This is a genomic window from Kitasatospora sp. NPDC001527 (genome assembly GCF_040298605.1).
Classification (GTDB): domain Bacteria; phylum Actinomycetota; class Actinomycetes; order Streptomycetales; family Streptomycetaceae; genus Kitasatospora.
Window position 1 is genome coordinate 27864 of the sequence record NZ_JBEPAM010000047.1, and the last position, 23239, is coordinate 51102.

20 protein-coding genes and 1 riboswitch are annotated in these 23239 nt (G+C 72.2%); of the genes, 6 read left to right on the plus strand and 14 right to left on the minus strand.

The genetic code is table 11. From position 1 onward, the window contains the following. Window positions 1–222 precede the first annotated feature (222 nt). From ligA to ABT238_RS31090, 4 genes are read right to left on the minus strand one after another with little or no spacing between them, the layout of a single operon-like run. On the minus strand, window positions 223–2604 hold the full coding sequence (gene ligA, locus ABT238_RS31075) for an NAD-dependent DNA ligase LigA (protein WP_350570163.1): 2382 nt from the start codon (window positions 2602–2604) through the stop codon (window positions 223–225). A gap of 25 nt (window positions 2605–2629) precedes the next feature. Next, on the minus strand, window positions 2630–3658 hold the full coding sequence (locus ABT238_RS31080) for a methionine synthase (protein WP_350570137.1): 1029 nt from the start codon (window positions 3656–3658) through the stop codon (window positions 2630–2632). Between the two features lie 36 nt (window positions 3659–3694). Continuing rightward, a complete protein-coding gene (locus ABT238_RS31085) occupies window positions 3695–4384 on the minus strand; it encodes an SDR family oxidoreductase (RefSeq protein ID WP_350802076.1) in 690 nt (229 codons plus the stop codon). Window positions 4385–4397: 13 nt separating this feature from the next. After that, complete coding sequence (locus ABT238_RS31090) at window positions 4398–4922, minus strand: LOG family protein (protein ID WP_350570134.1); 525 nt, start codon at window positions 4920–4922, stop codon at window positions 4398–4400. Between the two features lie 109 nt (window positions 4923–5031). Here ABT238_RS31090 and ABT238_RS31095 point away from each other — a divergent pair, with 109 nt between their 5' ends. Continuing rightward, entirely contained in the window at window positions 5032–5412 is a 381-nt protein-coding gene (locus tag ABT238_RS31095) for a hypothetical protein (RefSeq protein ID WP_350570132.1), read from the plus strand. Between the two features lie 127 nt (window positions 5413–5539). Here the strand turns inward: ABT238_RS31095 and mnmA are convergent, their stop codons facing one another. After that, window positions 5540–6679, minus strand: coding sequence for a tRNA 2-thiouridine(34) synthase MnmA (gene mnmA, locus ABT238_RS31100; protein WP_350570130.1), 1140 nt, complete (start codon window positions 6677–6679; stop codon window positions 5540–5542). A gap of 62 nt (window positions 6680–6741) precedes the next feature. Continuing rightward, entirely contained in the window at window positions 6742–7923 is a 1182-nt protein-coding gene (locus tag ABT238_RS31105; RefSeq protein ID WP_350570128.1) for a cysteine desulfurase family protein, read from the minus strand. Window positions 7924–8147: 224 nt separating this feature from the next. On the opposite strand from ABT238_RS31105, the gene ABT238_RS31110 reads away from it, so the two are divergent. Further along, the gene (locus tag ABT238_RS31110; RefSeq protein WP_350570126.1) at window positions 8148–8903 is read left to right on the plus strand and encodes an IclR family transcriptional regulator; all 756 of its coding nucleotides are present in this window, start codon (window positions 8148–8150) and stop codon (window positions 8901–8903) included. Here ABT238_RS31110 and ABT238_RS31115 read toward each other — a convergent pair. The 8 genes from ABT238_RS31115 to ABT238_RS31150 all read right to left on the minus strand — a co-directional run bounded on the left by ABT238_RS31115 (window position 8839) and on the right by ABT238_RS31150 (window position 18126). Beyond that, window positions 8839–9498, minus strand: a complete 660-nt coding sequence (locus ABT238_RS31115; protein ID WP_350570125.1) for a trimeric intracellular cation channel family protein — start codon at window positions 9496–9498, stop codon at window positions 8839–8841. The genes ABT238_RS31110 and ABT238_RS31115 overlap by 65 nt on opposite strands. Before the next feature lie 94 nt (window positions 9499–9592). Continuing rightward, window positions 9593–10675, minus strand: a complete 1083-nt coding sequence (locus tag ABT238_RS31120) for an ABC transporter ATP-binding protein (RefSeq protein WP_350802091.1) — start codon at window positions 10673–10675, stop codon at window positions 9593–9595. A 34-nt stretch (window positions 10676–10709) separates the two neighbouring features. Continuing rightward, a complete protein-coding gene (locus ABT238_RS31125; RefSeq protein ID WP_350802093.1) occupies window positions 10710–11780 on the minus strand; it encodes an ABC transporter ATP-binding protein in 1071 nt (356 codons plus the stop codon). Then, window positions 11777–12787: an ABC transporter permease gene (locus ABT238_RS31130; RefSeq protein ID WP_350570121.1), complete on the minus strand. Its 1011-nt coding sequence runs from the start codon at window positions 12785–12787 to the stop codon at window positions 11777–11779. The genes ABT238_RS31125 and ABT238_RS31130 overlap by 4 nt, the downstream gene beginning before the upstream one ends. 98 nt (window positions 12788–12885) lie before the next feature. Continuing rightward, on the minus strand, window positions 12886–14664 hold the full coding sequence (locus ABT238_RS31135) for an ABC transporter substrate-binding protein (RefSeq protein WP_350570120.1): 1779 nt from the start codon (window positions 14662–14664) through the stop codon (window positions 12886–12888). A 56-nt stretch (window positions 14665–14720) separates the two neighbouring features. Continuing rightward, entirely contained in the window at window positions 14721–15710 is a 990-nt protein-coding gene (locus tag ABT238_RS31140; protein ID WP_350570118.1) for an ABC transporter permease, read from the minus strand. Window positions 15711–16199: 489 nt separating this feature from the next. After that, complete coding sequence (locus ABT238_RS31145; protein WP_502884354.1) at window positions 16200–17147, minus strand: enhanced serine sensitivity protein SseB; 948 nt, start codon at window positions 17145–17147, stop codon at window positions 16200–16202. Between the two features lie 175 nt (window positions 17148–17322). Then, window positions 17323–18126, minus strand: coding sequence for an enhanced serine sensitivity protein SseB (locus ABT238_RS31150; protein ID WP_350570117.1), 804 nt, complete (start codon window positions 18124–18126; stop codon window positions 17323–17325). A gap of 178 nt (window positions 18127–18304) precedes the next feature. Further along, a riboswitch (glycine riboswitch) is annotated at window positions 18305–18411 on the plus strand. A gap of 216 nt (window positions 18412–18627) precedes the next feature. Between ABT238_RS31150 and gcvT the strand changes: the two genes are divergently transcribed. From gcvT to ABT238_RS31170, 4 genes are all read left to right on the plus strand, one after another. Further along, complete coding sequence (gene gcvT, locus ABT238_RS31155; RefSeq protein ID WP_350570116.1) at window positions 18628–19749, plus strand: glycine cleavage system aminomethyltransferase GcvT; 1122 nt, start codon at window positions 18628–18630, stop codon at window positions 19747–19749. 86 nt (window positions 19750–19835) lie between these two features. Further along, window positions 19836–20219: a glycine cleavage system protein GcvH gene (gene gcvH, locus ABT238_RS31160; RefSeq protein WP_350570114.1), complete on the plus strand. Its 384-nt coding sequence runs from the start codon at window positions 19836–19838 to the stop codon at window positions 20217–20219. Between the two features lie 125 nt (window positions 20220–20344). After that, window positions 20345–21613: a serine hydroxymethyltransferase gene (glyA, locus tag ABT238_RS31165; protein WP_350570112.1), complete on the plus strand. Its 1269-nt coding sequence runs from the start codon at window positions 20345–20347 to the stop codon at window positions 21611–21613. Window positions 21614–21799: 186 nt separating this feature from the next. After that, on the plus strand, window positions 21800–23167 hold the full coding sequence (locus tag ABT238_RS31170) for an L-serine ammonia-lyase (RefSeq protein ID WP_350570110.1): 1368 nt from the start codon (window positions 21800–21802) through the stop codon (window positions 23165–23167). Window positions 23168–23239 lie beyond the last annotated feature (72 nt).

Genomic DNA, 23239 nt, shown 5'->3' on the forward strand with positions numbered 1-23239 from the left:
CCCCGCGAAGTCCGGCTCGGCCGGTACCCCCACCCCTGCTGACACTCTGTTGCGCTCCAGGGTATGCGCGGCTTCACCCGACGGGCAGACTTTCGGACAACCGGACGGACGCCACCGTGCCCCGGTACCGCACCGTGGCACGATGCCCGGTACCACTGTGCGGCACCCGGTGACGTTGCATCAGGACGATAACAAGCCGGATTCGGGGCTTCCGCGCGCGGGTCAGTCCTCGGCGGGCTCCTCGGGGGCCGTTCCGGCGGCGGGCTCCTCGGCGGGCTCCGTCACGGGAGCCTCCCCCTCCGCGGCCTTCCCGGCGGCGGCCTTCTTGCGCGCGGGCGCCTTCTTCACCGGCTCCTCCTCCGGCTCCGGCGGCAGCCCCAGGTGGACCCGGGCGGCGGCCGGTCCCTGCTCCAGCAGGATCGCGAAGCCCGCGTCGTCGAGGACCGGCAGCCCCAGCTGGACGGCCTTGTCGTACTTGGACCCGGGGTTGTCACCGGCGACCACGAAGTGGGTCTTCTTCGACACCGAACCGGTCACCTTCGCACCCCGCGAGGTCAGCGCCTCCTTGGCGCCGTCCCGGGTGTGCCCGGCCAGCGTGCCGGTGACGACGACCGTCAGCCCCTCCAGCGGACGCTCGCCCTCGTCCTCGGCCGCCTCCTCGGTGAAGCGGACGCCGGCGGCGCGCCACTTCTCGACGATCTCCCGGTGCCAGTCCACCTGGTACCACTCGATGATCGACCGCGCGGTGCCCGCGCCGACGCCCTCGGTGGCGGCCAGCCGCTCCTCGCTCGCCGCGAAGATCGCGTCCAGGTCGCGGAACTCGCGGGCGAGGTCCTGGGCGGCCACCGGGCCGACGTGCCGGATGGAGAGGCCGTTGAGGAAGCGCCAGAGCGGGCGGTCCTTGGCCTTCTCGATGTTCTCCAGCATCAGCCCGGTGTTCTTCTTCGGCGCACCGGTGGTGGTGGCGAAGAAGAACACCTCCTTCTCCTCGCCGGTCTCGTCGTCGAGCTTCGGCATGCCGGTCTTCTGGTCGCGCACCAGCACCTTGATCGGGAGCAGTTGCTCGACGGTGAGGCCGAAGATGTCGCCCTCGTTGCCCACCGGTGCCTCGGCCGGCTCCAGCGGCTGGGTCAGCGCGGTCGCCGCGACGTAGCCGAGGCCCTCGATGTCCAGCGCCGAACGGCCGCCGAGGAAGGCGATCCGCTCGCGGATCTGGGCCGGGCAGAACTGCGCGTTGGGACAGCGCAGGTCGATGTCCCCCTCCGCCATCGCCCGCAGTTCGCTGCCGCACTCGGGGCAGTGCGAGGGCATCACGAAGGCCTGCTCGGTGCCGTCGCGCAGGTCGTACACCGGGCCGAGGATCTCCGGGATCACGTCGCCGGCCTTGCGCAGCACCACGGTGTCGCCGAGCAGGACGTCCTTGGCCTTGACGACCTCCTGGTTGTGCAGCGTCGCGTACTGCACCATCGAGCCGGCCACCTTCACCGGCTCGGCGAGCACCGCGTACGGGGTGGCCCGGCCGGTGCGGCCGATGCCGACCTTGATCGCGGCCAGCCTGCCGGTGACCTCCTCCGGCGGGTACTTCCAGGCGACCGCCCAGCGCGGGGACTTCGAGGTGGAGCCGAGCCGGCCCTGCAGGGCGATCTCGTCCACCTTGACGACCACGCCGTCGATCTCGTGCTCGACCGAGTGCCGCTGCTCGCCGAAGTGCTCGATGAACGCCCGCACCTCGTCCAGCGTGCCGACCACCCTGTTGTGCCGGGCGGTGGGCAGCCCCCACTCGCGCAGCAGGTCGTAGGCGTGCGACTGGTTGTCGATGTCGAAGCCGGAGCGCGCGCCGATGCCGTGCACCACCATGTGCAGCGGGCGGGAGGCGGTGACGTGCGGGTCCTTCTGGCGCAGCGAGCCGGCGGCGGCGTTGCGCGGGTTCATGAAGAGCCGGATCATCGCCCGGGGCCGCTTGCCCTCCTTGGCGCGCTCCTCGTTCTCCACCCGGCGGCGCTCGTTCTCCTCCGAGAAGGAGGCGTTGAGCGCCTCGAAGGCCTCGGTCGGGAAGTAGACCTCGCCGCGGATCTCCACCAGCTCCGGGACGTCGTCGCCCTTGAGCCGGTGCGGGATCTCCTTGATGGTGCGGACGTTGGCGGTGATGTCCTCGCCGACCCGGCCGTCGCCGCGGGTCGCCGCCTGCACCAACTGGCCGTTCTCGTAGGTGAGGTTGACGGCCAGGCCGTCCACCTTGAGCTCGCACAGGTAGTGGTACTCGATGCCGGCCAGCTCGGTGGCGACCCGCTCGGCCCAGGCGGCCAGTTCCTCGTCGTCCATCGCGTTGTCCAGGCTGAGCAGGCGCTCGCGGTGCTCGACCGGGGCGAACAGCGGGGTCGGCGCGCCGCCGACCTTCTGCGAGGGGGACTCCGGGGTGACCAGCGCGGGGTGCTCGGCCTCCAGCCCCTCCAGCTCGCGCATCAGCGCGTCGAACTCGGCGTCGCTGACGACCGGCGCGTCCTGCTCGTAGTAGCGGGCCCGGTGGTCGGTGATCTCGGCCGCCAGCTCCGCGTGCCGCTTGCGCACCTCCGCGGGGACGTCCTCCCAGCCCTCGACAGCCACCACCGCAAGCTCCTCCGTCAATCTCTCATTCCGGGTTGTCCACCAGGCTCTGGCCCGCCCTCACGCTGAGTGACAGCGCCTTGCGCGCATGGGCCGGGGAGGCCCCGGCCAGCCCGCAGGTGGGCGTCACCAGCACGCGGCGGCCCAGCAGCTCCGGGGCGAACCCGAGCCTGCGCCACAACGTCCTGACACCCTGGACACTACCGGCCGGGTCCGACAGTGCCCTTGATTGAGCAGGGGCGCTGTCCGTGGGGGGAACGACGCCGGCGAGGATCACGAGGCCCGCCTCGACCGCCTCGCCGAGGTCGTCGTCCTCACGCTCGGTCAGCAGCGAGAAGTCCAGCGAGACACCCGCCACCCCGGCCCGGCGCAGCAGCGCCAGCGGCACCCGGGGGGCGCAACTGTGCACCACGACGGGCGCGTCGAGCCCGCGGATCACCTCGCGCAGCGTCTCCTCCGCCACCTGCCGGTCCACGGCGCGCAGCCGCTGGAAGCCGCTGGCGGTCTTCACCTCGCCGGCCAGCACGGCGGGCAGCGAAGGCTCGTCCAGCTGCAGCACCACCTCGGCGCCGGGCACCCGCTTGCGGACGTCGGCGAGGTGGCGGCGCAGGCCCTCGGTGAGCGAGCCGGCGATGTCCCGGCAGGCGCCGGGGTCGGCGAGCGCCTTCTCGCCGTGCTTGAGCTCGACGGACGCGGCCAGCGTCCACGGGCCGACCGCCTGCACCTTCAGCGCGCCCCGGTAGTCCTGGGTGAACTCCTCCAGCGCGTCGAGGTCCTCGCCGAGCCAGGAGTGGGCGCGCCGGGTGTCCCGGCCGGGGCGGTCGGTGAACCGCCAGCCGCTCGGCTCGGTCTGCGCGAACAGCTCGACCAGCAGGCCGGCGGAACGCCCGATCATGTCGGCGCCCGGCCCGCGGGCGGGCAGCTCCGGGAGGAACGGCAGGTGCTCCAGCGCACCGGTGGACGTCTTGGCGGCCTCCCGGGCGTCGGTGCCGGGCAGCGAGCCGACGCCGGTGGCGGCGCCGACCAGGTCGGGGAAAAGGTGTCCGTTGCTCACCCGCCCGAGCCTAGTGCGCGCGCCGCCCCTCCTCGCTCAGCGTCCCGGGCGGACCGTGATGTCGGTGATCTCCGCGTCCCGGGAGGCGTCCAGCGCCGCCAGGACGGCCTTGGCCACCGACTCGGGCTCGATCCACTGCCCGGCGTCGTACTGCTTGCCCTCCTGCTGGTGGACCTTGACCTGCATCGCGGTGGCGGTGCGGCCCGGGTACACCGAGGTGACCCGCACGCCGTTGCCGTGCTCCTCCAGCCGCAGCGAGTCCGCGAGCGCCTTCAGCCCGTGCTTGCTGGCCGCGTACGCCGACCAGTCGGCGCTCGCGCGCAGCCCGGCACCGGAGTTCACGAACACCACGTGCCCCTTCACCAGCCGCACCGAGGGCAGCATCAGCCGGGTCAGCTCGGCGGGGGCGACCAGGTTGACGTTCAGGGTGTCCTGCCAGGCCTTGACCGGCAGCTCGCCGACCGGGCCCAGCTCGACCACGCCGGCCACGTGCAGCAGGGAGTCCAGCTCGACCGGCAGCGCCTGGTGCCCGAAGGCCCAGGAGAGCTTCGTCGGGTCGCCGAGGTCGCCGACCAGGGTCCTCGCGCCGGGGAACCGCTCGCGCAGCTCGGCGGCGCGGCGGGCGTCGCGGGCGAGCAGCCAGAGTTCGTCGCCGCGCGCGGCGAGACGTTCGGCGAGGACGGCGCCGATGCCGGAGCCGGCGCCGGTGATCAGATGAGTGGCCATGGTCCCGATCCTCTCAGGCCTTCAGCTGCTCGAAGACCCGGGCCGGGGTGTCGGCGAAGGTGATCAGCTCGGCGAGCGGGCGCGGGAGGAAGCCCTCCGTCTCCATCCGCTCCATCTGGGTGCGCAGGCCCGCGTAGAACCCCTCGGTGTCCAGCACGACGACCGGCTTGTCGTGCAGCGCGTGCTTCTTGAGCTCCAGCACCTCGGTGACCTCGTCCAGCGTGCCCAGCCCGCCGACCAGTACGACCACCGCGTCCGCGCGCGAGAGCAGCATCGCCTTGCGCTCCGCGAGGTCGGCGGTGACGACCAGCTCGTCGGCCCCCTCGTACCCCTTGTGCCGCAGGAACTCGACGGAGATCCCGACCAGCCGGCCCCCGGCCGCCTTGACCCCGTCCGCCAGCTCGCCCATCAGCCCGGTGTTCGATCCGCCCCACACCAGCGTGTGCCCACCCTCCCCGAGGAGCCGGGCGAACTCGGCGGCGGGCACGGAGTAGCGGTCGTCGAGCGAGTACGCGGAGCAGAAGACGCAGATATTCATAGTGGGAACCGGTCTATCACGATGGCCGATTCGCCCACTACCCAATTGGTCCAGTCCTCCCGCTTACTTGTCATAGACACATCATGTCCTGCCGACTTGAAAGGACCGCATGATGAAGCGTTTCAAGGCCATGCTCGGGACCGCCGCCGCCACCGCCACCCTCGCCGTCGGCCTGCTGGGCACCGCCGGCACCGCCGAGGCGGCCACGACGGGCAGCTGGCTCGGCTGTGACGACGGCTGGGTCTGCGTCTACGCCGAGGGGCAGGAGCCCACCGCCGGCACGGTGACCTCCGGCTACTACACCTACGGAGCGCACAACTTCGTCAACGAGCTCAACTTCCACTGGGTCACCAACAACCAGACCGGCGGCGCGACCGCCACCCTGTGCTACGGCTACGACGGCACCAACTGCACGGGCCCGACCATCCCGGCGGGCGTCGCCATCAACGTGAACCTGACCGACTTCAACTCGATCGTCCTCAACCCGTAGCACCCGGGCCCTCGGCGGACGGCATCGTCGTCCGCCGGGGGCCGGTCCTCGTAGGGCACGAGTGCCGCGGTGCTGCCCGTAGCAGCTCGTGCCGCCCCCTCCGGGCCTTTCACACCGCCCGCTGCGGTCAGGCGGTGACGGCGGGGCGGTGGGTGGTGGCGATGGTGGCGGAGCCGACGACGCGGGGGCCGTCGTAGAGGACGACGGCCTGGCCGGGGGCGATGCCGCGGGCGGGGGTGTCGAGGGTGACGTGGAGGGTGCCGTCGACGACGGCGGCGGAGACGGGGACCTCCTCGCCGTGCGCGCGGAGCTGGGCGGTGTAGCGGCCGTCGGCCAGCGGCTCGGTGCCGCACCAGCGGGGGCGGATGGCGGTGAGGCCGGTGACGTCCAGGCCCTCGACCGGGCCGACGGTGACGGTGTTGTTCACCGGGGAGATGTCCAGCACGTACCGCGGCTTGCCGTCGGGGGCCGGGCGGCCGATCCGCAGGCCCTTGCGCTGGCCGATGGTGAAGCCGTACGCGCCGTCGTGCTCGCCGAGCTTGGTGCCGTCGACGTCCAGGATGTCGCCGGTCGCGGTGCCCAGGTGCCGGGCCAGGAACCCCTGGGTGTCGCCGTCCGCGATGAAGCAGATGTCGTGCGAGTCCGGCTTCCTGGCGACGGCCAGGCCGCGCCGCCCGGCCTCCTCGCGGATCACGTCCTTGGTGGTGTCGCCCAGCGGGAACAGCGAGTGGGCGAGCTGCTCGGCGTCCAGCACGCCGAGCACGTAGGACTGGTCCTTGGCCGCGTCCACCGCGCGGTGCAGCTCGCGCGAGCCGTCCGGCAGGTCGACGATCCGGGCGTAGTGGCCGGTGCAGACGGCGTCGAAGCCGAGGGCGATCGCCTTGTCCAGCAGGGCGGCGAACTTGATCTTCTCGTTGCAGCGCAGGCACGGGTTGGGCGTGCGGCCGGCCGCGTACTCGGCGACGAAGTCGTCGATGACGTCCTCGCGGAAGCGCTCGGCGAGGTCCCAGACGTAGAACGGGATGCCGATCACGTCGGCCGCGCGGCGCGCGTCCCGGGAGTCCTCCAGGGTGCAGCAGCCGCGCGCGCCGGTCCGGAAGGACTGCGGGTTGCTCGACAGCGCCAGGTGCACGCCGGTCACCTCGTGCCCGGCTTCGACGGCGCGGGCGGCGGCGACGGCGGAGTCCACCCCGCCGGACATCGCCGCGAGCACGCGCAGGCGGCCAGTGGCGGACGGAGCGGTCGGGGCACCCGGGAAGTCAGTCATGATGCGTCCAAGCGTACGTGGTGCCGCCCGGCATTCCGCCGGGGTTTCCCCGCGGCCCGCGCTCAGCGCCGGACGGCCGCCAGACCCGCGTTGCGGGCCCGCTGCACGGCCGGGGCGATGGCCTCGGCGAGGGCGGTGACGTCGGCCCGGACGGAGGTGTGGCCGAGCGAGAAGCGCAGCGACGCGCGGGCCAGCAGCGGGTCGACGCCCATCGCCAGCAGCACGTGGCTGGGCTGCGGGACGCCGGCCGAGCAGGCCGAGCCGGTGGAGCACTCGATGCCCCTGGCGTCGAGCAGCATCAGCAGCGCGTCGCCCTCGCAGCCGGGGAAGGAGAAGTGCGCGTTGGCGGGCAGCCGCCCCTCCCCCGCCGGGTCGCCGTTGAGCACCGCGTCCGGGACGCCGGCGAGCACCGCCGCGACCAGCTCGTCGCGCAGCGCGCCCAGCGTGACGGCGTGCTCGGCCCGCCGCTCGACGGCGACGGCCGCCGCCGCGGCGAAGCCGGCCGCGCCGGGGGCGTCCAGGGTGCCGGAGCGGACGTCGCGCTCCTGGCCGCCGCCGTGCAGCAGCGGGACGGGCGTCGCGCCGCGCGACAGCAGCAGCGCGCCGATGCCGAACGGGCCGCCGATCTTGTGGCCGGTGACGGTGAGCGCGGTCAGCCCGGAGTCGGCGAAGGAGACCGGGACCTGGCCGAGCGCCTGCACCGCGTCGGCGTGCACCGGGATGCCGTACTCGGCGGCCACGGCGGCGAGTTCGGTGACCGGCTGGACGGTGCCGACCTCGTTGTTCGCCCACATCACGGTGACCAGCGCGACCGAGGCCGGGTCGCGCTCGATCGCCTCGCGCAGCGCCGCCGGGTGGACCCGGCCGAACGCGTCCACCGGCAGGTAGTCGACGGTGGCGCCCTCGTGCTCGGCCAGCCAGTGCACCGCGTCCAGCACCGCGTGGTGCTCGACCGGGCTGCACAGCACCCGGGTGCGCGCAGGGTCGGCGCCGCGGCGGGCCCAGTACAGGCCCTTGACGGCCAGGTTGTCGGACTCGGTGCCGCCGCCGGTGAGGACGATCTCGCTGGGCCGGGCGCCGAGCGACTCGGCCAGCGACTCGCGGGCCTCCTCGACCACGCGCCGGGCCCGGCGGCCGGACGCGTGCAGGGAGGAGGCGTTGCCGACGACCCCCAGGTGCGCCGTCATCGCGGCGATCGCCTCGGGCAGCATCGGCGTGGTCGCCGCATGGTCCAGGTATGGCATAACCATCCGATTGTAGAGGTCCCCCGGGCCGCACCCCACCGGCACGGACGGACGCGGTCCACCGCACCGAACCGATCCGGCCAGCGCCCGCACGTGATCCGGCCAGCGGACGCGGTGCACCGGCCCGCTGCCCGTCCGGGCAACCCCGGTACGGCGTGCCGCCCGCGAGCGGTTAGCCTGACGGCCACCACCACGCGGCCGGAACCACGAGTTGGGGGGGCGGAATGTCACAGTCGGTCGATCGCGCGCTGACCCTGCTCGGCTCGCTCGGCGACGGCCCGGTCACCCTGGAGCGGGCCGCCGGCTCGATCGGCGTGCACAAGTCCACCGCGCTGCGCCTGCTGCGCACGCTGGAGGAGCACGGGTTCGTCCACCGGCTGTCCGACCGCCGCTACCGGCTGGGCGGCCGGGTGCTGTCGCTGGCGCAGCAGGCCCTGCAGGAGATCGACGTCCGGCAGGTCGCCGCGCCGTACCTGGCCTCGCTGCACGAGCGCTGCGGCTGCACGGTGCAGCTGGCGGTGCTGCAGGACGACGAGGTCCTCTACCTGGACGAGCTGACCGGGCGGTGGAGCGCCGCGGCGCGCCGGCCGACCCGGATCGGGCGGCGGGCGGCGGCGGCCGGGACGGCGATCGGCCGGGTGCTGCTGGCCGGGCTGCCGCAGGACGGCCGGGCGGAGGAGGAGCTGCCGGCCGAGCTGGCGGCGGTGCGCCGGCGGGGCTGGGCGGCGGAGTCGGCCGAGCACCCGGAGGCGGTGATCTCGGTGGCGGCGCCGGTGGCGGGCAGCGACCGGCGGACGGTCGCGGCGTGCGCGATCTCGGCGCCGGCGGACCGGGTGTCGCCGGCCGAGCTGGTGAAGCTGGTGCCGGAGCTGCTCTGCACGGCGGAGGCGATCTCGCTCGCGTACGGCGGCTCGCCTACTCCTCGCTGGTGCGAGAACCGTTGCGGTGCCAGGCCCGCGGTGCGCGCCAGCCGTACCTGAGGGCGCACATCCGCAGGCCGAAGGCGGTCAGGGCGGCGGCGGTGCCGGTGGCGGCGGTGAGGCTGTCGAGGGCGATCAGGAGCGCCACCAGCGCGGCGCCGACCAGGGCGGGCACGGCGTAGATCTCGCGGTCCCAGCGCAGCAGCGAGGGGATCTCGCCGGCCAGGACGTCGCGCATGACGCCGCCGCCGGCGGCGGTGACCATGCCGAGGGCGACGGCGGCGACGGCGCCGAGGCCGAAGTCGTGGGCCTTGGCGGTGCCGGTGACGCAGAACAGGCCGAGGCCGAGGGCGTCGAGGGTCTGCACGGCGCGGTTGATCCGTTCGACCTCGGGGTGCAGGAAGAAGACGACCAGGGCGGCGACCATCGGGGTGACGAAGTAGCCCAGGTTGGTGAAGGCGGCGACCGGGGTGGCCCCGATGACGAGGTCGCGCATCACACCGCCGCCGAGCGCGGTGACCTCGGCGAGCACACAGATGCCGAAGATGTCCATGTTCTTGCGGACGGCGAGCAGCCCCCCGGAGAGGGCGAAGACGAAGATGCCGACGAGGTCCAGCGACTGCTGCACGTCGGAGGGGAAGATCTGCGAGGTCACCGCACCAGTGTGACCCGGCCGAGCCTCCCCTCCGGTCCAGCGGTCACGCGGTGGCGAGCGTCTCCTCTCCCGCGACGGCGTCCTCCGGGCCGTGCTAGTCGTTGCCCTCGTTGCCCTCGTTGCCCTCGTTGCCCTCGGGGAAGTGGCACGCGACCTGGTGCCCCGCCGAGGCGGCGGCGAGCGGCGGCTCCTGGCTCGCGCAGATCTCCTGGGCCTTCCAGCAGCGGGTGCGGAAGCGGCAGCCGCTGGGCGGGTTGATCGGCGAGGGCACGTCGCCCTTGAGCAGGATCCGCTCGCGCCCGGCGCGCTGGCGCCGGCGCGGGTCGGGCACCGGCACCGCGGACATCAGCGCGGTGGTGTACGGGTGCATCGGGCTGCGGTAGAGCGAGTCCCGGTCGGCGATCTCGACGATCTTGCCGAGGTACATCACCGCGACCCGGTCGGAGACGTGCCGGACCACCGAGAGGTCGTGCGCGATGATCAGGTAGGTCAGCCCGAGCTCCTTCTGGAGGTCGTCGAGCAGGTTGACCACCTGGGCCTGGATGGAGACGTCGAGCGCGGAGACCGGCTCGTCCGCGACGATCATCTTGGGCCGCAGGGCGAGCGCCCGGGCGATGCCGATGCGCTGGCGCTGGCCACCGGAGAACTCGTGCGGGTAGCGGTTGTAGTGCTCGGGGCTGAGCCCGCACAGCTCCAGCAGCTCCTGGACGGCCTTCTTGATCCCGCCCGCGGGCTCCGCCTTCTGCAGCTTGAACGGCGCGCCGACGATGGTGCCGACGGTGTGCCGGGGGTTCAGCGAGGAGTACGGGTCCTGGAAGATCATCTGGATGTCGCGGCGCAGCGGCCGCATCGCCCCGGTGCCCAGGTGGGTGATGTCGGTGCCCTCGAACTCGACCGTGCCGCCGGTGGGTTCGTCGAGGCGGGTGACCAGCCGGCCCATCGTCGACTTGCCGCAGCCGGACTCGCCGACGACGCCCAGCGTCTCGCCGGCGTGGACGGCGAAGTCGATGCCGTCGACCGCCCGGACGGCGCCGGTCTGGCGCCGCAGCAGGCCGCTGTGGATGGGGAAGTGCCGGGTCAGCCCGGTCACCTTGAGCAGCGGCTCGCGGTCGGAGGCGGGCGCCGGCGCGGGCACCTTCTTCAGAGGTTCGGGGCTCGCCGCCCGGGTGTCCGTCATCGGTTCTCTCCAGAATGGTGGTACGAGGCCGGGCTCACAGCCGGGGCGCGATCTCTTCGGCGAAGATGCGGTGCCGCTCGGCGAGCGCGAGGTGACAGGCTGCGTGGTGTCCGGGCGTGACCTCGGTGAGCTTCGGGGTCTCCTCGGCCGAGCGCCCGCCGGTCAGCGCGGCGTAGGGGCAGCGCGGGTGGAAGGCGCAGCCGGACGGCACGTTGATCAGGCTGGGCGGGGTGCCCTTGACCGGGACGAGGCGGTCCTGCAGCTCGCGGTCCAGGCGCGGCATCGAGCCCAGCAGGCCCCAGGTGTAGGGGTGCTCGGGCGCGTCGAAGAGGGTCTCGGCCGGGCCGCGCTCGACGCACTTGCCGCCGTACATCACCAGGATGTCGTCGGCGAGTTCGGCGACCACCCCGAGGTCGTGGGTGATGATGATGACGGCCGAGCCGAACTCCTCCTGGAGGTCCCGGATGAGGTCCAGGATCTGCGCCTGGACGGTGACGTCCAGGGCGGTGGTGGGCTCGTCGGCGATCAGCAGGGAGGGGTCGTTGACCAGCGCCATGGCGATCATGGCGCGCTGGCGCATGCCGCCGGAGAACTGGTGCGGGTAGTCGTCGACCCGGCGGTCGGGCTGCGGGATGCCGACCCGGTCGAGCATCTCGACGGCACGGGCGCGGGCCTGCTTCTTGTTCGCCTGCGGGTGGTGCACCCGGTAGGCCTCGACGATCTGCTGCCCCACCGTGTAGTAGGGGTGCATCGCGGTGAGCGGGTCCTGGAAGATCATCGCCATCTGCCGGCCGCGCAGTTCGCGCACCCGGTCCGGCCCGGCCGCGATCAGGTCCTCGCCGTCGAGCCGGATCTCGCCGCTGATCCGGGCCCGCTTGGAGCGGTGCAGGCCCATGATGCCGAGCGAGGTGACGGACTTGCCGGAACCGGACTCGCCGACGATGCCCAGGGTGCGGCCCTTGGCGAGGTCGAAGCTGACCCCGTCGACGGAACGGACCAGGCCGTCGTCGGTGTCGAAGTGGATCCGCAGGTCCCGCACGGAGAGGAAGGCGTCCTGGCCGCCCGGGGCGGCCGCGCGGGCCGGGGTCTTCTGGAGCTCGGTCACGACAGCCTCACCCGGGGGTCGACAGCGGCGTACAGGAGGTCAACCACGAGGTTGCAGAGGACGATGAAGAAGGCGGCGAGCAGGGTGACGCCGAGGATCTTCGGCAGGTCGTTGTCGGAGATCGCCTGGACGGCGAACTGGCCGACGCCCTGCAGCGAGAAGACCTGCTCGGTGATCAGCGCGCCGCCGAGCAGCAGGCCGAGGTCCATGCCGAAGATGGTGACGATCGGGGTGAGCGCGGCCCGCAGTCCGTGCCGGGTGACGACCTTGGACTCGGCCAGGCCCTTGGCCCGGGCGGTGCGGATGTAGTCCTCGCTCATCGTCTCCAGCATTCCGGCGCGGGTGAGCCGGGCGTAGAGCGCGGAGTAGAGGAAGGCCAGCGAGATCCACGGCAGGATCAGGTTGCGGGCCCACATCACCGGGTTGTCGGTGAAGTTGACGTACTGGAGGTTGTCCAGGATCGGCCACTCGTAGCTGAACACCGTGAGCAGCAGCGCGCCGGTGAAGAAGACCGGCAGCGAGACGCCGGCGAGCGCGATGCCCATGGAGAGCCGGTCGAAGATCGAGCGCGGCTTGAGGGCGGAGATCACACCGGTGGTGACGCCGGAGGTCAGCCAGATCACGGCGGCGCCGATGGCCAGCGAGATGGTCACCGGGATGCGCTTGGTCAGCTCGGGCCAGACCTCCAGGTGATTCTTGAAGGAGTAGCCGAAGCAGGGCACGTGGCAGGTGGCCGGCTCGGGGCCGAACTTGTACTCGGCGCCGCTGACCAGCGCCTTGAGGAAGTTCCAGTACTGCGTGTACAGCGGCTGGTCGAGGCCGAGGTTCTGCTTGACCGCCTTGATCGCGTCCGGGGAGGGGTTCTTCCCGATGTACTGGGTGGCCAGCTGGTCGGCCGTCTGTCCGGCGAGGCGCGGGAGCAGGAAGAAGATCGCGAAGGTGACCGCGCTGACGACCAGTAGCAGCACCACGGCCGCGAGGATCCTGCGGATGATGTAGGCAAACACAGTTGGTCGGCTCCGGCCGCCCGCCGCCGTCCGGGGTCCTCCGGACGGCGGCGGGCGCCGCTGCCTTCACCTGCCTTCAGGGATGCGGAGCCAGGCTCTTACTTGGTGGTGCCGATGTTCAGGTAGTCGTACTCACCCGAGAAGGCCGCCGTGGACACGAGGTTGGTGGCGCTGTCCGGGCGGTACAGGAAGACCTTGAAGTCGGTCAGCGGGACGTAGACCGCCTGCTCCATGACCTTCTTGTCGATGTCGCCGTAGATCTTCTCGCGGGCCGCCCGGTCCGGGTTGGTGGCGGCGTCGTCGAGCAGCTTGTTGACCGCGGGGTCGTTCAGCGAGGGCAGGTTGCTGTTGCCGGAGGCCTTGATCGCGCGGCCGTCGACGATCTGCTGCAGGAAGCCGTAGCCGGTCGGCCAGTCGGCGCCCCACTGCATCATCATCAGGCCGATGTTGTGGTCCTTGGCGAACTGCGGGGCGCCGGCACTGTCGGCCAGGTACTTGCCCTGCGGGAACTGCTGGATCTCGGCGTTGATGCCGACCTTCTTCAGCGCGGCCTGGATCGAGGTGGCGGCGGCGACCTCGGTGGCGCGCTCGGTGCGGGCGGAGAGCACGGTGGTGATGCTGTCCTTGCCGCAGGCCTTCAGGGCTTCCTTGGCCTTGGCCTCGTCACCCTTGTTGTCCTTGGTCTCCCAGACGTTGAAGTCCTGGTGGCCCGGGATGTCCGGCGGGAGCATGGTGTTGGCGACCTGGCCGCGGATCGGACCGCCGAGCGCGGTCTGCACCGAGACCTTGTCGACCGCGAACTGGACGGCCTTGCGGCACTCGATGTTGTCGAACGGCGCGACCTGGGTGTTGATCGCCATGTAGACCTTGCGGCCGCCGTAGGCGTTGTCGGTGTTGGCCTTCAGCTTCGGGTTCTGCAGGATCTGCGCCTGGGTCTGCGGGTCGACACCGCCGCCCACCAGGTCGACCTGGGCGTTGCCGGCCAGCAGGTCCTTGTCGATGGTGGCCTGGTCGATGTTCATCCGCAGCACGATCTTGTCCGGCAGCTGCTTGCGGATCGGGTCGGTGGCCGGGTCCCAGTTAGTGTTCGGGACCAGGACGGCCTGCTTGCCGTCCTCGTAGGACTCGAACTTGAAGGAGCCGGAGGAGACGATCTTCTTGACGTACTCGGAGCCGGTGTCCTTGGCCTGCGGGACCGGAGCCGTCTGCGGGGCGCTGACCAGGTAGTCGAAGTCGGCGAAGGCGTGCTTCAGGTGGAAGACGATCGTGGTGTCGTCGGGCGTCTCGATCGACTTCAGGTCGCCGGTCTTGTCCTTGTACGGACCCGCGTACGGCGCGTCCGGGTTGTCGACCAGCAGCTCCTTGAAGTACGTCGGGCCGTTGGAGTTGACCTCCGGCGCGAAGTTGGAGCGCTCGACGGCGTACTTGACGTCCTTCGAGGTGATCGGGGTGCCGTCGTCGTACTTCAGGCCCTTGCGCAGCTTGTACGTCCAGGTCAGGCCGTCCGGGCTGACCTGGCCGAGCGACTCGGCGAGGTCCGGGACGAGCTTGTTGCCCGCCTCGCCGGCGCCCGGCTGGAAGGTGGTGAGCGGACGGCCGTACAGGCGCGAGAAGTTGTAGATGTAGGCGTAGTACGTGTTGCCCGGGTCGAGCGAGTCCGGGGCGCCCTTCATCTCGAAGGTGACCGTCCCGCCCTTCTTGTCCGAGGCGTTGACGATGTTCTTGGTGGCCGCGTTGGCCCCGGAGCCGCCGGCGGCCTCGGTGCCGGTGGCGGTGGACTTGGCGTCGTCGCTCTTCGTGCTCGACGAGCAGCCGGTGACGACCAGGACCGCGGAAGCGGCCATGGCGGTCAGCGCGACGGTACGGGACCTACGCATGGGTGAGATCAACCCCTTGAGGAAGTTGTGGCTGTACGAGGGATCCTGACGCTTTGTCAGTTGCTCTTGGGATCGAGGGCGTCACGCAGCCCGTCGCCGAGCAGGTTGAAGGCGAGCACGGTGAGGAAGATCGCCAGACCGGGGACCACCATGTACTGGGGGTCCACCTGGTAGTACCGGATCGCGTCCTGGAGCATGCCGCCCCAGGAGGCCTGCGGGGGCTGGATGCCGACGCCGAGGAAGCTCAGCCCGGCCTCGAAGAGGATGTTGGTCGGGATCAGCAGGGTCGAGTAGACCAGGATCGGACCGACCAGGTTGGGCAGCAGTTCCCTGAACAGGATGAACGGCCCCCGGGCGCCCAGGCTGCGGGCCGCGTAGACGAACTCGCGCTCGCGCAGCGAGAGGGTCTGTCCGCGCACGATCCGGCCGATGTAGGGCCAGTTGAAGAAGCCGATCACGAAGATCAGCACCATGATGTGCAGCGGCAGGCCGTGCAGGCCGAACGCGCCGCCCTGCAGCGACGTGGAGATCGCGATGGCGAAGAGCAGCAGCGGGAAGGCGAGGAAGACGTCCATCACCCGGCTGATCACGGTGTCCACCCAGCCGCCGTAGTAGCCGGCCATGATGCCGAGCACGGTGCCGATGGTGTTGGACAGCACGGTCGCGCCGAAGGCGACCAGCAGGGAGACCCAGGAGCCCTCGATCACGCGGGTGAGCAGGTCACGGCCCTGCAGAGGGTCGACGCCGAGCGGGTGGTCCCAGCTCATGCCGCCCCAGTCGCCCAGGGGCAGGCCGCCGAGGTCGGCGTCCAGCAGGTCCTGGTGGAGGGCGTCGGGGTCGAGGCCGAAAACCGATTCGATCGGCTTGGCCAGCACGGCGAGCAGGATCAGCAGGATCACCACGACGCCGCCGGCGACGGCGGCCTTGTCCCGCTTGAAGCGGGTCCAGGCGATCCGGCCGAGCGAGCGGCCCTCGATCTTCTTGGCCGGGCTCGCGGCGGCGTCTGCCTCCGGTGCGCTGCCGGCGGTCTTGATGGGTGCGGTCATGGTCAGTTCGGTCCCCTCGCCGACGGTGGCCGGCCCACGGGTGCCGGACGCCGGGATCGGCGGCTCGGCTGGTGCGGACGTGCTTGGGTGCGGACGTGCGGAGGTACAGGGTGCGGGGGTGCTTCCCAGCGGTACGACGTGCTCAGTACTGCTGCCACGCGGGATGGGCGTCACGTGGATCATGCGGTCCGCCAGCGCGTTCGCCTTTGTGGGGCGCCAACCACGCGCGGTGGGCTGTTGCAGAACTCTCTGCCATCCGAACTGGCTTGCGCCAGCCCTGCCAACCGACAGATGCCCAACTGTGATCTGTGCGCATGCACCTCCCGGATCTTCGGCATATCCCTCTTCACACAGCTGTAACAGCCATGTCAAGATGTCTGCCACCCACTCCGGGGAGAACGTCCGGAAAGACGCCGGAACCGGCCTGACATGGAGTCAAGCCGGTTCCGGTGATCGGACTTTGATGTTGTACGACGATTTCCGTCCGGGTCAGCGCCCGGGGTAGCCGGGCCACGGCTGCTGCGGCGGCGGCTGCTGCCCCGGCCAGCCCTGCGCCGGCGGATGCGTGCCGTAGCCGTAACCCGGCCCCTGGGCCGGACCCTGCTGCGAGGCGTACGGCGGCGGGGGCACCGGCGGGTAGGGCCCCGTCGACGGCCGGCCGTGGCCGCCCGCCTCCCGGTCGTAGAACGGGCGCGCGTTGGCCCGCATCCACAGCGCCACCGGGTCGTACTCGTCCGCCATCGCCACCGTCGAGACCGCGAGCCCCTCCGGCGCCACCGCGATCGCCCGCTGCATCAGCGCCCGCACCGCCTCCACCGTGGGCGGCGAACTCTCGTACAGGTCAAGACCGATGGCCAGGTACGGCTCGCCCACCGACGGCCGCACCCAGGCCCGGCGCAGCGCCTTCACCGCGCGCACCTCGACCGCCTGGCGCTCCAGCAGCGCGAAGAACTGCTGGGCCGGCACCTGCGGCTCGCTCAGCTTCAACGGACCGGCCGGCAGCCGGTCCAGGCCCGCGGCGACCCGCCGCAGGTCCGCCCAGGGCACGCCCACCCCGCCGCCCGGTGCGTGCGGGTTCAGCCAGAGCCCCCACCGGGTCCGGTACAGCGAGGCCGCGATCTCCCGGCCGGAGATCACCTCGTGCGCCCGCGCCCAGCCGGACGCCGCCAGCTGCTCGGGCGAGGTGACCGCCGGCGCGTACCCGTGGCCGCTGATCTCCATGTTCCCGTACTGGGCGTCCGGACTGCCCGGCGTGCCGTGCCAGAGCAGCATCCAGACCCGGCCCTCGGCGAGCGCGTGCAGCATCGTCTCGTAGGCCTCGTAGCGCTCCGGCGCCACCTCGCGCAGCGCGCGCTCCAGCGCGCCCGGATCCGGGCGTCCGGTGGGCGCCTGGCCCCAGGGCCCCGGTGCACCGCCAGCTACCGATCCCGCACTCATGCGCCCACCTCGCTGCGCTTCTTCGATCCTCGTCCGTCACCGGCGGCCCGGCGGCCGTCAGCACGCACCCTATGGGGAGGCCGCCGACCGCCGCCACGCCGACGTGCCAGGGCCCGTACCGCCGTCCCGCCCGCACCCTGTCCGGCGGATGCCGGACGGACGGCCGGAGGCCGGGTCAGCCCCGTACGTAGAAGGGCGCGACCCGGTTCACCAACCAGTCGACCACCGGATCGTCCGCGAGGTCGAGCAGTACGAGGTGGACGCCTCCGGGCAGCGGCGCGGTTCCCAGCGCTCGCCCGAGCGCCTCGTTCACCGCGCCCGGGTCGGCCGGGGCCCGCGGGTCCAGCTGGACGCCCACGAGCATCACGGTCGGCTCGCCCTCGACGCTCGCCAGCGCCCGCCGCGCGCTCAGCACCCCGGGCAGGGCGGCGAGTTCTCCGCGGCAGGCGGCCAGGAACGCCTCCGGGTCCTCCCCCGGCACCGGCTCGCGCAGCGCCACCCGGCCGCCGCCGGGAGCGTCCGGCGCGTCCGGGGCGGTGTCCCAGCGGTCCTCGCGCGGCCCGCGGCGCAGCTCGGCCACGCCCTCCGGCGGCACCGGGATGCCCACCGCCGCCTCCGGGTTGACCGCGATGCCCACGCCCAGCGGCAGACCGCGGGCGAACTCCCACACCGGCGCGACCGCGAACGGCATCCCCGGCGCCTGCTGGAGGAACACCTCCTGCGAGGAGAACACCGGGACATAGGGGTCGCCGGCCAGTTCGATCGTCGGAATGTCCAGCGACTGCCCCTGCGGGTCGCCGCCGGACGGCAGCGGGATCCACACCTGGCTGCGCGCCAGCACCTCGATCACCCGGGGGGTCGCGCCCGGGTCGCCGAGCGCGGCGGCGAGCACCTGCTCCAGCTCGTTGGCCGGCCACCCGCCGCCCGGCGGCGCCGCGTCCGCCCCGCCCCACCCCTGCTGCTCCACCGGGTACCCCATGCGCCGCCGTACCGCCCTCTGCTCGCCGATGCCCGCAGCCTAGCGTTTCGGCGCCCCCTCCCGGCCCGGCGGACCGAACGTGACGGAGGCCCCTCTCCCCTCATTCCCGTGGACGTGCCATGATGTGCGCGTCTGCGGTGGCATCCACCCAGGCCCCTCCAACTCCATACCGGCCGCTCGAACCCGCGCGGGAGAGTCCGGAGTGCCACCGTCAGGCGGCACAGCCGGCGCCGAAGGAGCAAGTCCTCCCCGGAATCTCTCAGGCACCCCTACCGCACGGGTTAGGCACATCTGGAAAGCGGTGCACGGCCCTGCCGTCCGCCCACCCACGGTGCAAGCCGCCATGCTGTTCCTACAGGGCAGTGGACGGTGAAGCTCTCAGGTTCGACGACAGATGGGGAGACCCAGCCGCCGCATGCCCGCGTGCAGGGTCCGCCGCCCCGAGCAGGGCCGGTCCCGGCGCGCGCACCCCTGAGTGCCCCGACCGAGGAGTTCCTGGCCATGTCGTCCCTCCGCCTCACCGCGCTCGACGCGCTGCACCGCGCCCTCGGCGCCACCATGACCGACTTCGCCGGCTGGGACATGCCGCTGCGCTACGGCAGCGAGCGCGAGGAGCACCTCGCCGTCCGCACCAAGGCGGGTCTGTTCGACCTCTCCCACATGGGCGAGATCACCGTCGCCGGCCCGCAGGCCGGCGAGATGCTGGACCACGCCCTGGTCGGCTTCGTCTCCGCGCTCGGCGTGCTGCGCGCCCGCTACACCATGATCTGCGCCGAGGACGGCGGCATCCTGGACGACCTGATCGTCTACCGCCTGCGCGAGGACGCCTTCCTGGTCGTCGCCAACGCCTCCAACGCCCAGCTGGTGCTGGACGAGCTGATCGCCCGCGCCAAGGGCTACAACGCCGTCGTCTCCGACGACCGCGACGCCTACGCGCTGATCGCCGTCCAGGGCCCGGAGTCCACCGAGATCCTGGCCGGCACCACCGAGGCCGACCTGCCCGGCCTGAAGTACTACGCGATCCTCCCGGCCCAGGTGGCCGGCCGCGACGTGCTGCTCGCCCGCACCGGCTACACCGGCGAGGACGGCTTCGAGATCTTCTGCAACCCGGGCGACGCCGAGCAGATCTGGCAGGCGCTCACCGAGGCCGGCGCCGACCGCGGCCTCATCCCCTGCGGCCTGTCCTGCCGCGACACGCTGCGCCTGGAGGCCGGCATGCCGCTGTACGGCCACGAGCTGTCCACCGACCTGACCCCGTTCGACGCGGGCCTCGGCCGGGTCGTCCGCTTCGACAAGACCACCAACGACGGCGCCTTCGTCGGCCGCAAGGCCCTGGAGCGGGCCGCCGCCGAGGCCGAGGCCAACCCGCCGCGGGTGCTGGTCGGCCTGGTCTCCGAGGGCAAGCGCGTGCCGCGCGCCGAGTACACCGTGGTCTCCACCGACGGTGAGCCGATCGGCCGGATCACCTCCGGCTCGCCCTCCCCCACCCTGGAGAAGCCGATCGCGATGGCCTACGTGGACGCGGCCCACGCCACCCCGGGCACCACCGTCGCGGTGGACGTGCGCGGCAAGCACGAGCCGGTCCAGGTCGTGGCGCTGCCGTTCTACAAGCGCGCCCGCTGACCCTCCCCCCACCTGTTTCCCCGCGAGGAACGTCCGCGCGCCGGGCCGCTTCGTCGTACCCGCTTCCCATCCTGGAGAATGACGCCATGAGCAACCCCCAGCACCTGCAGTACACCGAGGAGCACGAGTGGCTGACCGCCGCCGACGCCGACGGTGTGTCCACGATCGGCATCACCCAGCACGCCGCCGACGCCCTCGGTGACATCGTCTACGTGGAGCTCCCCGAGGTCGGCTCCACCGTGACGGCCGGCGAGACCTGTGGCGAGCTGGAGTCGACCAAGTCGGTCAGCGACCTGTTCTCGCCGGTGACCGGTGAGGTCACCGAGGTCAACGAGGACGTCAAGAACGACAACGGCCTGGTCAACAGCGAGCCGTTCGAGGGTGGCTGGCTGTTCAAGGTCCGCGTCGAGGCGACCGGCGCCGTGCTGACCGCCGACGAGTACACCGCGCTCACCAACCCCTCGGCCTGAGCCACCGCCGGGGCGGCCGCCGCACCGCGGCCGCCCCGCGCCGTCCCACCCGTCGCCCGCCGCCACCCTTCCGGCGACGCGCGGGGCGCGGCCCCTCCTGACTCTCCTCCCGGGAAGACTCCACCATGACGGTTCTGAACCAGTCCCTGCACGCCCTCGACCCGGAGATCGCCGCCGCGGTCGACGCCGAGCTGCACCGCCAGCAGACCACCCTGGAGATGATCGCCTCCGAGAACTTCGCCCCGGTGGCGGTCATGGAGGCCCAGGGCTCGGTGCTGACCAACAAGTACGCCGAGGGCTACCCCGGCCGCCGCTACTACGGCGGCTGCGAGCACGTCGACGTGGTCGAGCAGATCGCCATCGACCGGATCAAGGCCCTGTTCGGCGCCGAGCACGCCAACGTCCAGCCGCACTCCGGCGCGCAGGCCAACGCCGCCGCGATGTTCGCGCTGATCAAGCCGGGCGACACCATCCTGGGCCTGAGCCTGGCCCACGGCGGTCACCTGACCCACGGCATGAAGATCAACTTCTCCGGCAAGCTCTACAACGTGGTGCCGTACCACGTGGACGACAAGAGCGGCCAGGTCGACATGGACGAGGTCGAGCGCCTCGCCAAGGAGCACCGGCCGCAGCTGATCATCGCCGGCTGGTCCGCCTACCCGCGCCAGCTCGACTTCGCCGCGTTCCGCCGGATCGCCGACGAGGTCGGCGCGCTGCTGATGGTCGACATGGCCCACTTCGCCGGCCTGGTCGCCGCGGGCCTGCACCCCAACCCGGTGCCGTTCGCGGACGTGGTCACCACCACCACCCACAAGACCCTGGGCGGCCCGCGCGGCGGCGTCATCCTCTCCAAGGCCGAGCACGCCAAGAAGATCAACTCCGCGGTCTTCCCCGGCCAGCAGGGCGGCCCGCTGGAGCACGTCATCGCCGGCAAGGCCGTCGCCTTCAAGGTCGCCGCCTCGGAGGAGTTCAAGGAGCGCCAGCAGCGCACCCTGGACGGCGCCCGGATCCTGGCCGAGCGCCTGCTGCAGGCCGACGTCACCGAGGCCGGCGTCTCCGTGCTGTCCGGCGGCACCGACGTCCACCTGGTCCTGGTCGACCTGCGCAACAGCCAGCTCGACGGCCAGCAGGCCGAGGACCGGCTGCACGAGGTCGGCATCACCGTCAACCGCAACGCCATCCCGAACGACCCGCGCCCGCCGATGGTCACCTCCGGCCTGCGGATCGGCACCCCGGCGCTCGCCACCCGCGGCTTCCAGGCCGAGGACTTCCGCGAGGTCGCCGACATCATCGCCGAGGCCCTGAAGCCGGCCTTCGACGAGGGCACCGCCGAGGCGCTGAAGGCCCGGGTCACCGCCCTGGCCGAGAAGTACCCGCTCTACCCGAACCTGTAGAGCCTCCCGTTCGGCCGCGGGTGACCGGGCTCACCCCGCCCGGACACCGGGGATTCCGGGGCACCGCGCACACTGGAGAGTGCGCGCGGTGCCCCGTCCCGTGTCACCGCCCGACCGACCCTCCCGCCACCGCCGTCCTCCCTCCCCGCCGGCACCACCCACGAGACCAGACAAGGACGTCCCTCCGTGGCCATCAGCGTCTTCGACCTCTTCTCCATCGGCATCGGCCCGTCCAGCTCCCACACCGTCGGCCCGATGCGCGCCGCCCGGATGTTCGCCCGCCGCCTGAAGTCGGAGGGCCTGCTGACCGGGGTGACGGCCGTCCGCGCCGAGCTCTACGGCTCGCTGGGCGCCACCGGCCACGGCCACGGCACCCCCAAGGCGGTGCTGCTCGGCCTGGAGAACAACTCCCCGCGCGGCGTCGACGTCGACCAGGCCGACCGCGACGTCGAGCGGATCACCGCCGAGAAGCGGATCAACCTGCTCGGCGTCCACGCCATCGACTTCGACCCGGACACCCAGCTGGTGCTGCACCGGCGCCGCTCGCTGCCGTACCACGCCAACGGCATGACCCTGTGGGCCTACCGGGCCGACGGCTCCACCGCGCTGGAGAAGACCTACTACTCGGTCGGCGGCGGCTTCGTCGTCGACGAGGACGCGATCGGCGCGGACCGGGTCAAGCCCGACGACACCGTGCTGAAGTACCCCTTCCGCACCGGCGAGGAGCTGCTGCGGCTGACCCGGGAGACCGGCCTGTCCATCTCCGGCCTGATGCTGGAGAACGAGAAGGCCTGGCGCTCCGAGGAGGAGATCCGCGCCGGGCTGCTGGAGATCTGGCGGGTCATGCAGGAGTGCGTGCGGGCCGGCATGTCCCGCGAGGGCATCCTCCCCGGCGGCCTCAAGGTGCGCCGCCGCGCCGCCGCTGCCGCCCGCGCGCTGCGCGCCGAGGGCATCGGCCCGGCCAACGCGATGGAGTGGGTGACCCTCTACGCGATGGCGGTCAACGAGGAGAACGCCTCCGGCCGCCGGGTGGTCACCGCCCCGACCAACGGCGCGGCCGGCATCATCCCCGCCGTCCTGCACTACTACCTGAACTTCATCCCGGGCGCCGACGAGGACGGCATCGTCCGCTTCCTGCTCGCCGCGGGCGCGATCGGCATGCTCTTCAAGGAGAACGCCTCCATCTCCGGCGCCGAGGTCGGCTGCCAGGGCGAGGTCGGCTCCGCCTGCTCGATGGCCGCCGGCGGCCTCGCCGAGGTCCTCGGCGGCAGCCCGGAGCAGGTCGAGAACGCCGCCGAGATCGGCATCGAGCACAACCTCGGCCTCACCTGCGACCCGGTCGGCGGCCTGGTCCAGATCCCCTGCATCGAGCGCAACGGCATGGCCTCCGTCAAGGCCGTCACCGCCGCCCGGATGGCCCTGCGCGGCGACGGCCGCCACCACGTCTCCCTCGACAAGGCGATCAAGACCATGAAGGAGACCGGCGCCGACATGAAGATCAAGTACAAGGAGACCTCGCGCGGCGGCCTCGCCGTCAACGTCATCGAGTGCTGACCTGACACCCGCCGGCGCCCCCGCCCTTCGCGGCGGGGGCGCCGCCGTGCTCCGGCCCTCTCACTCGCCCGG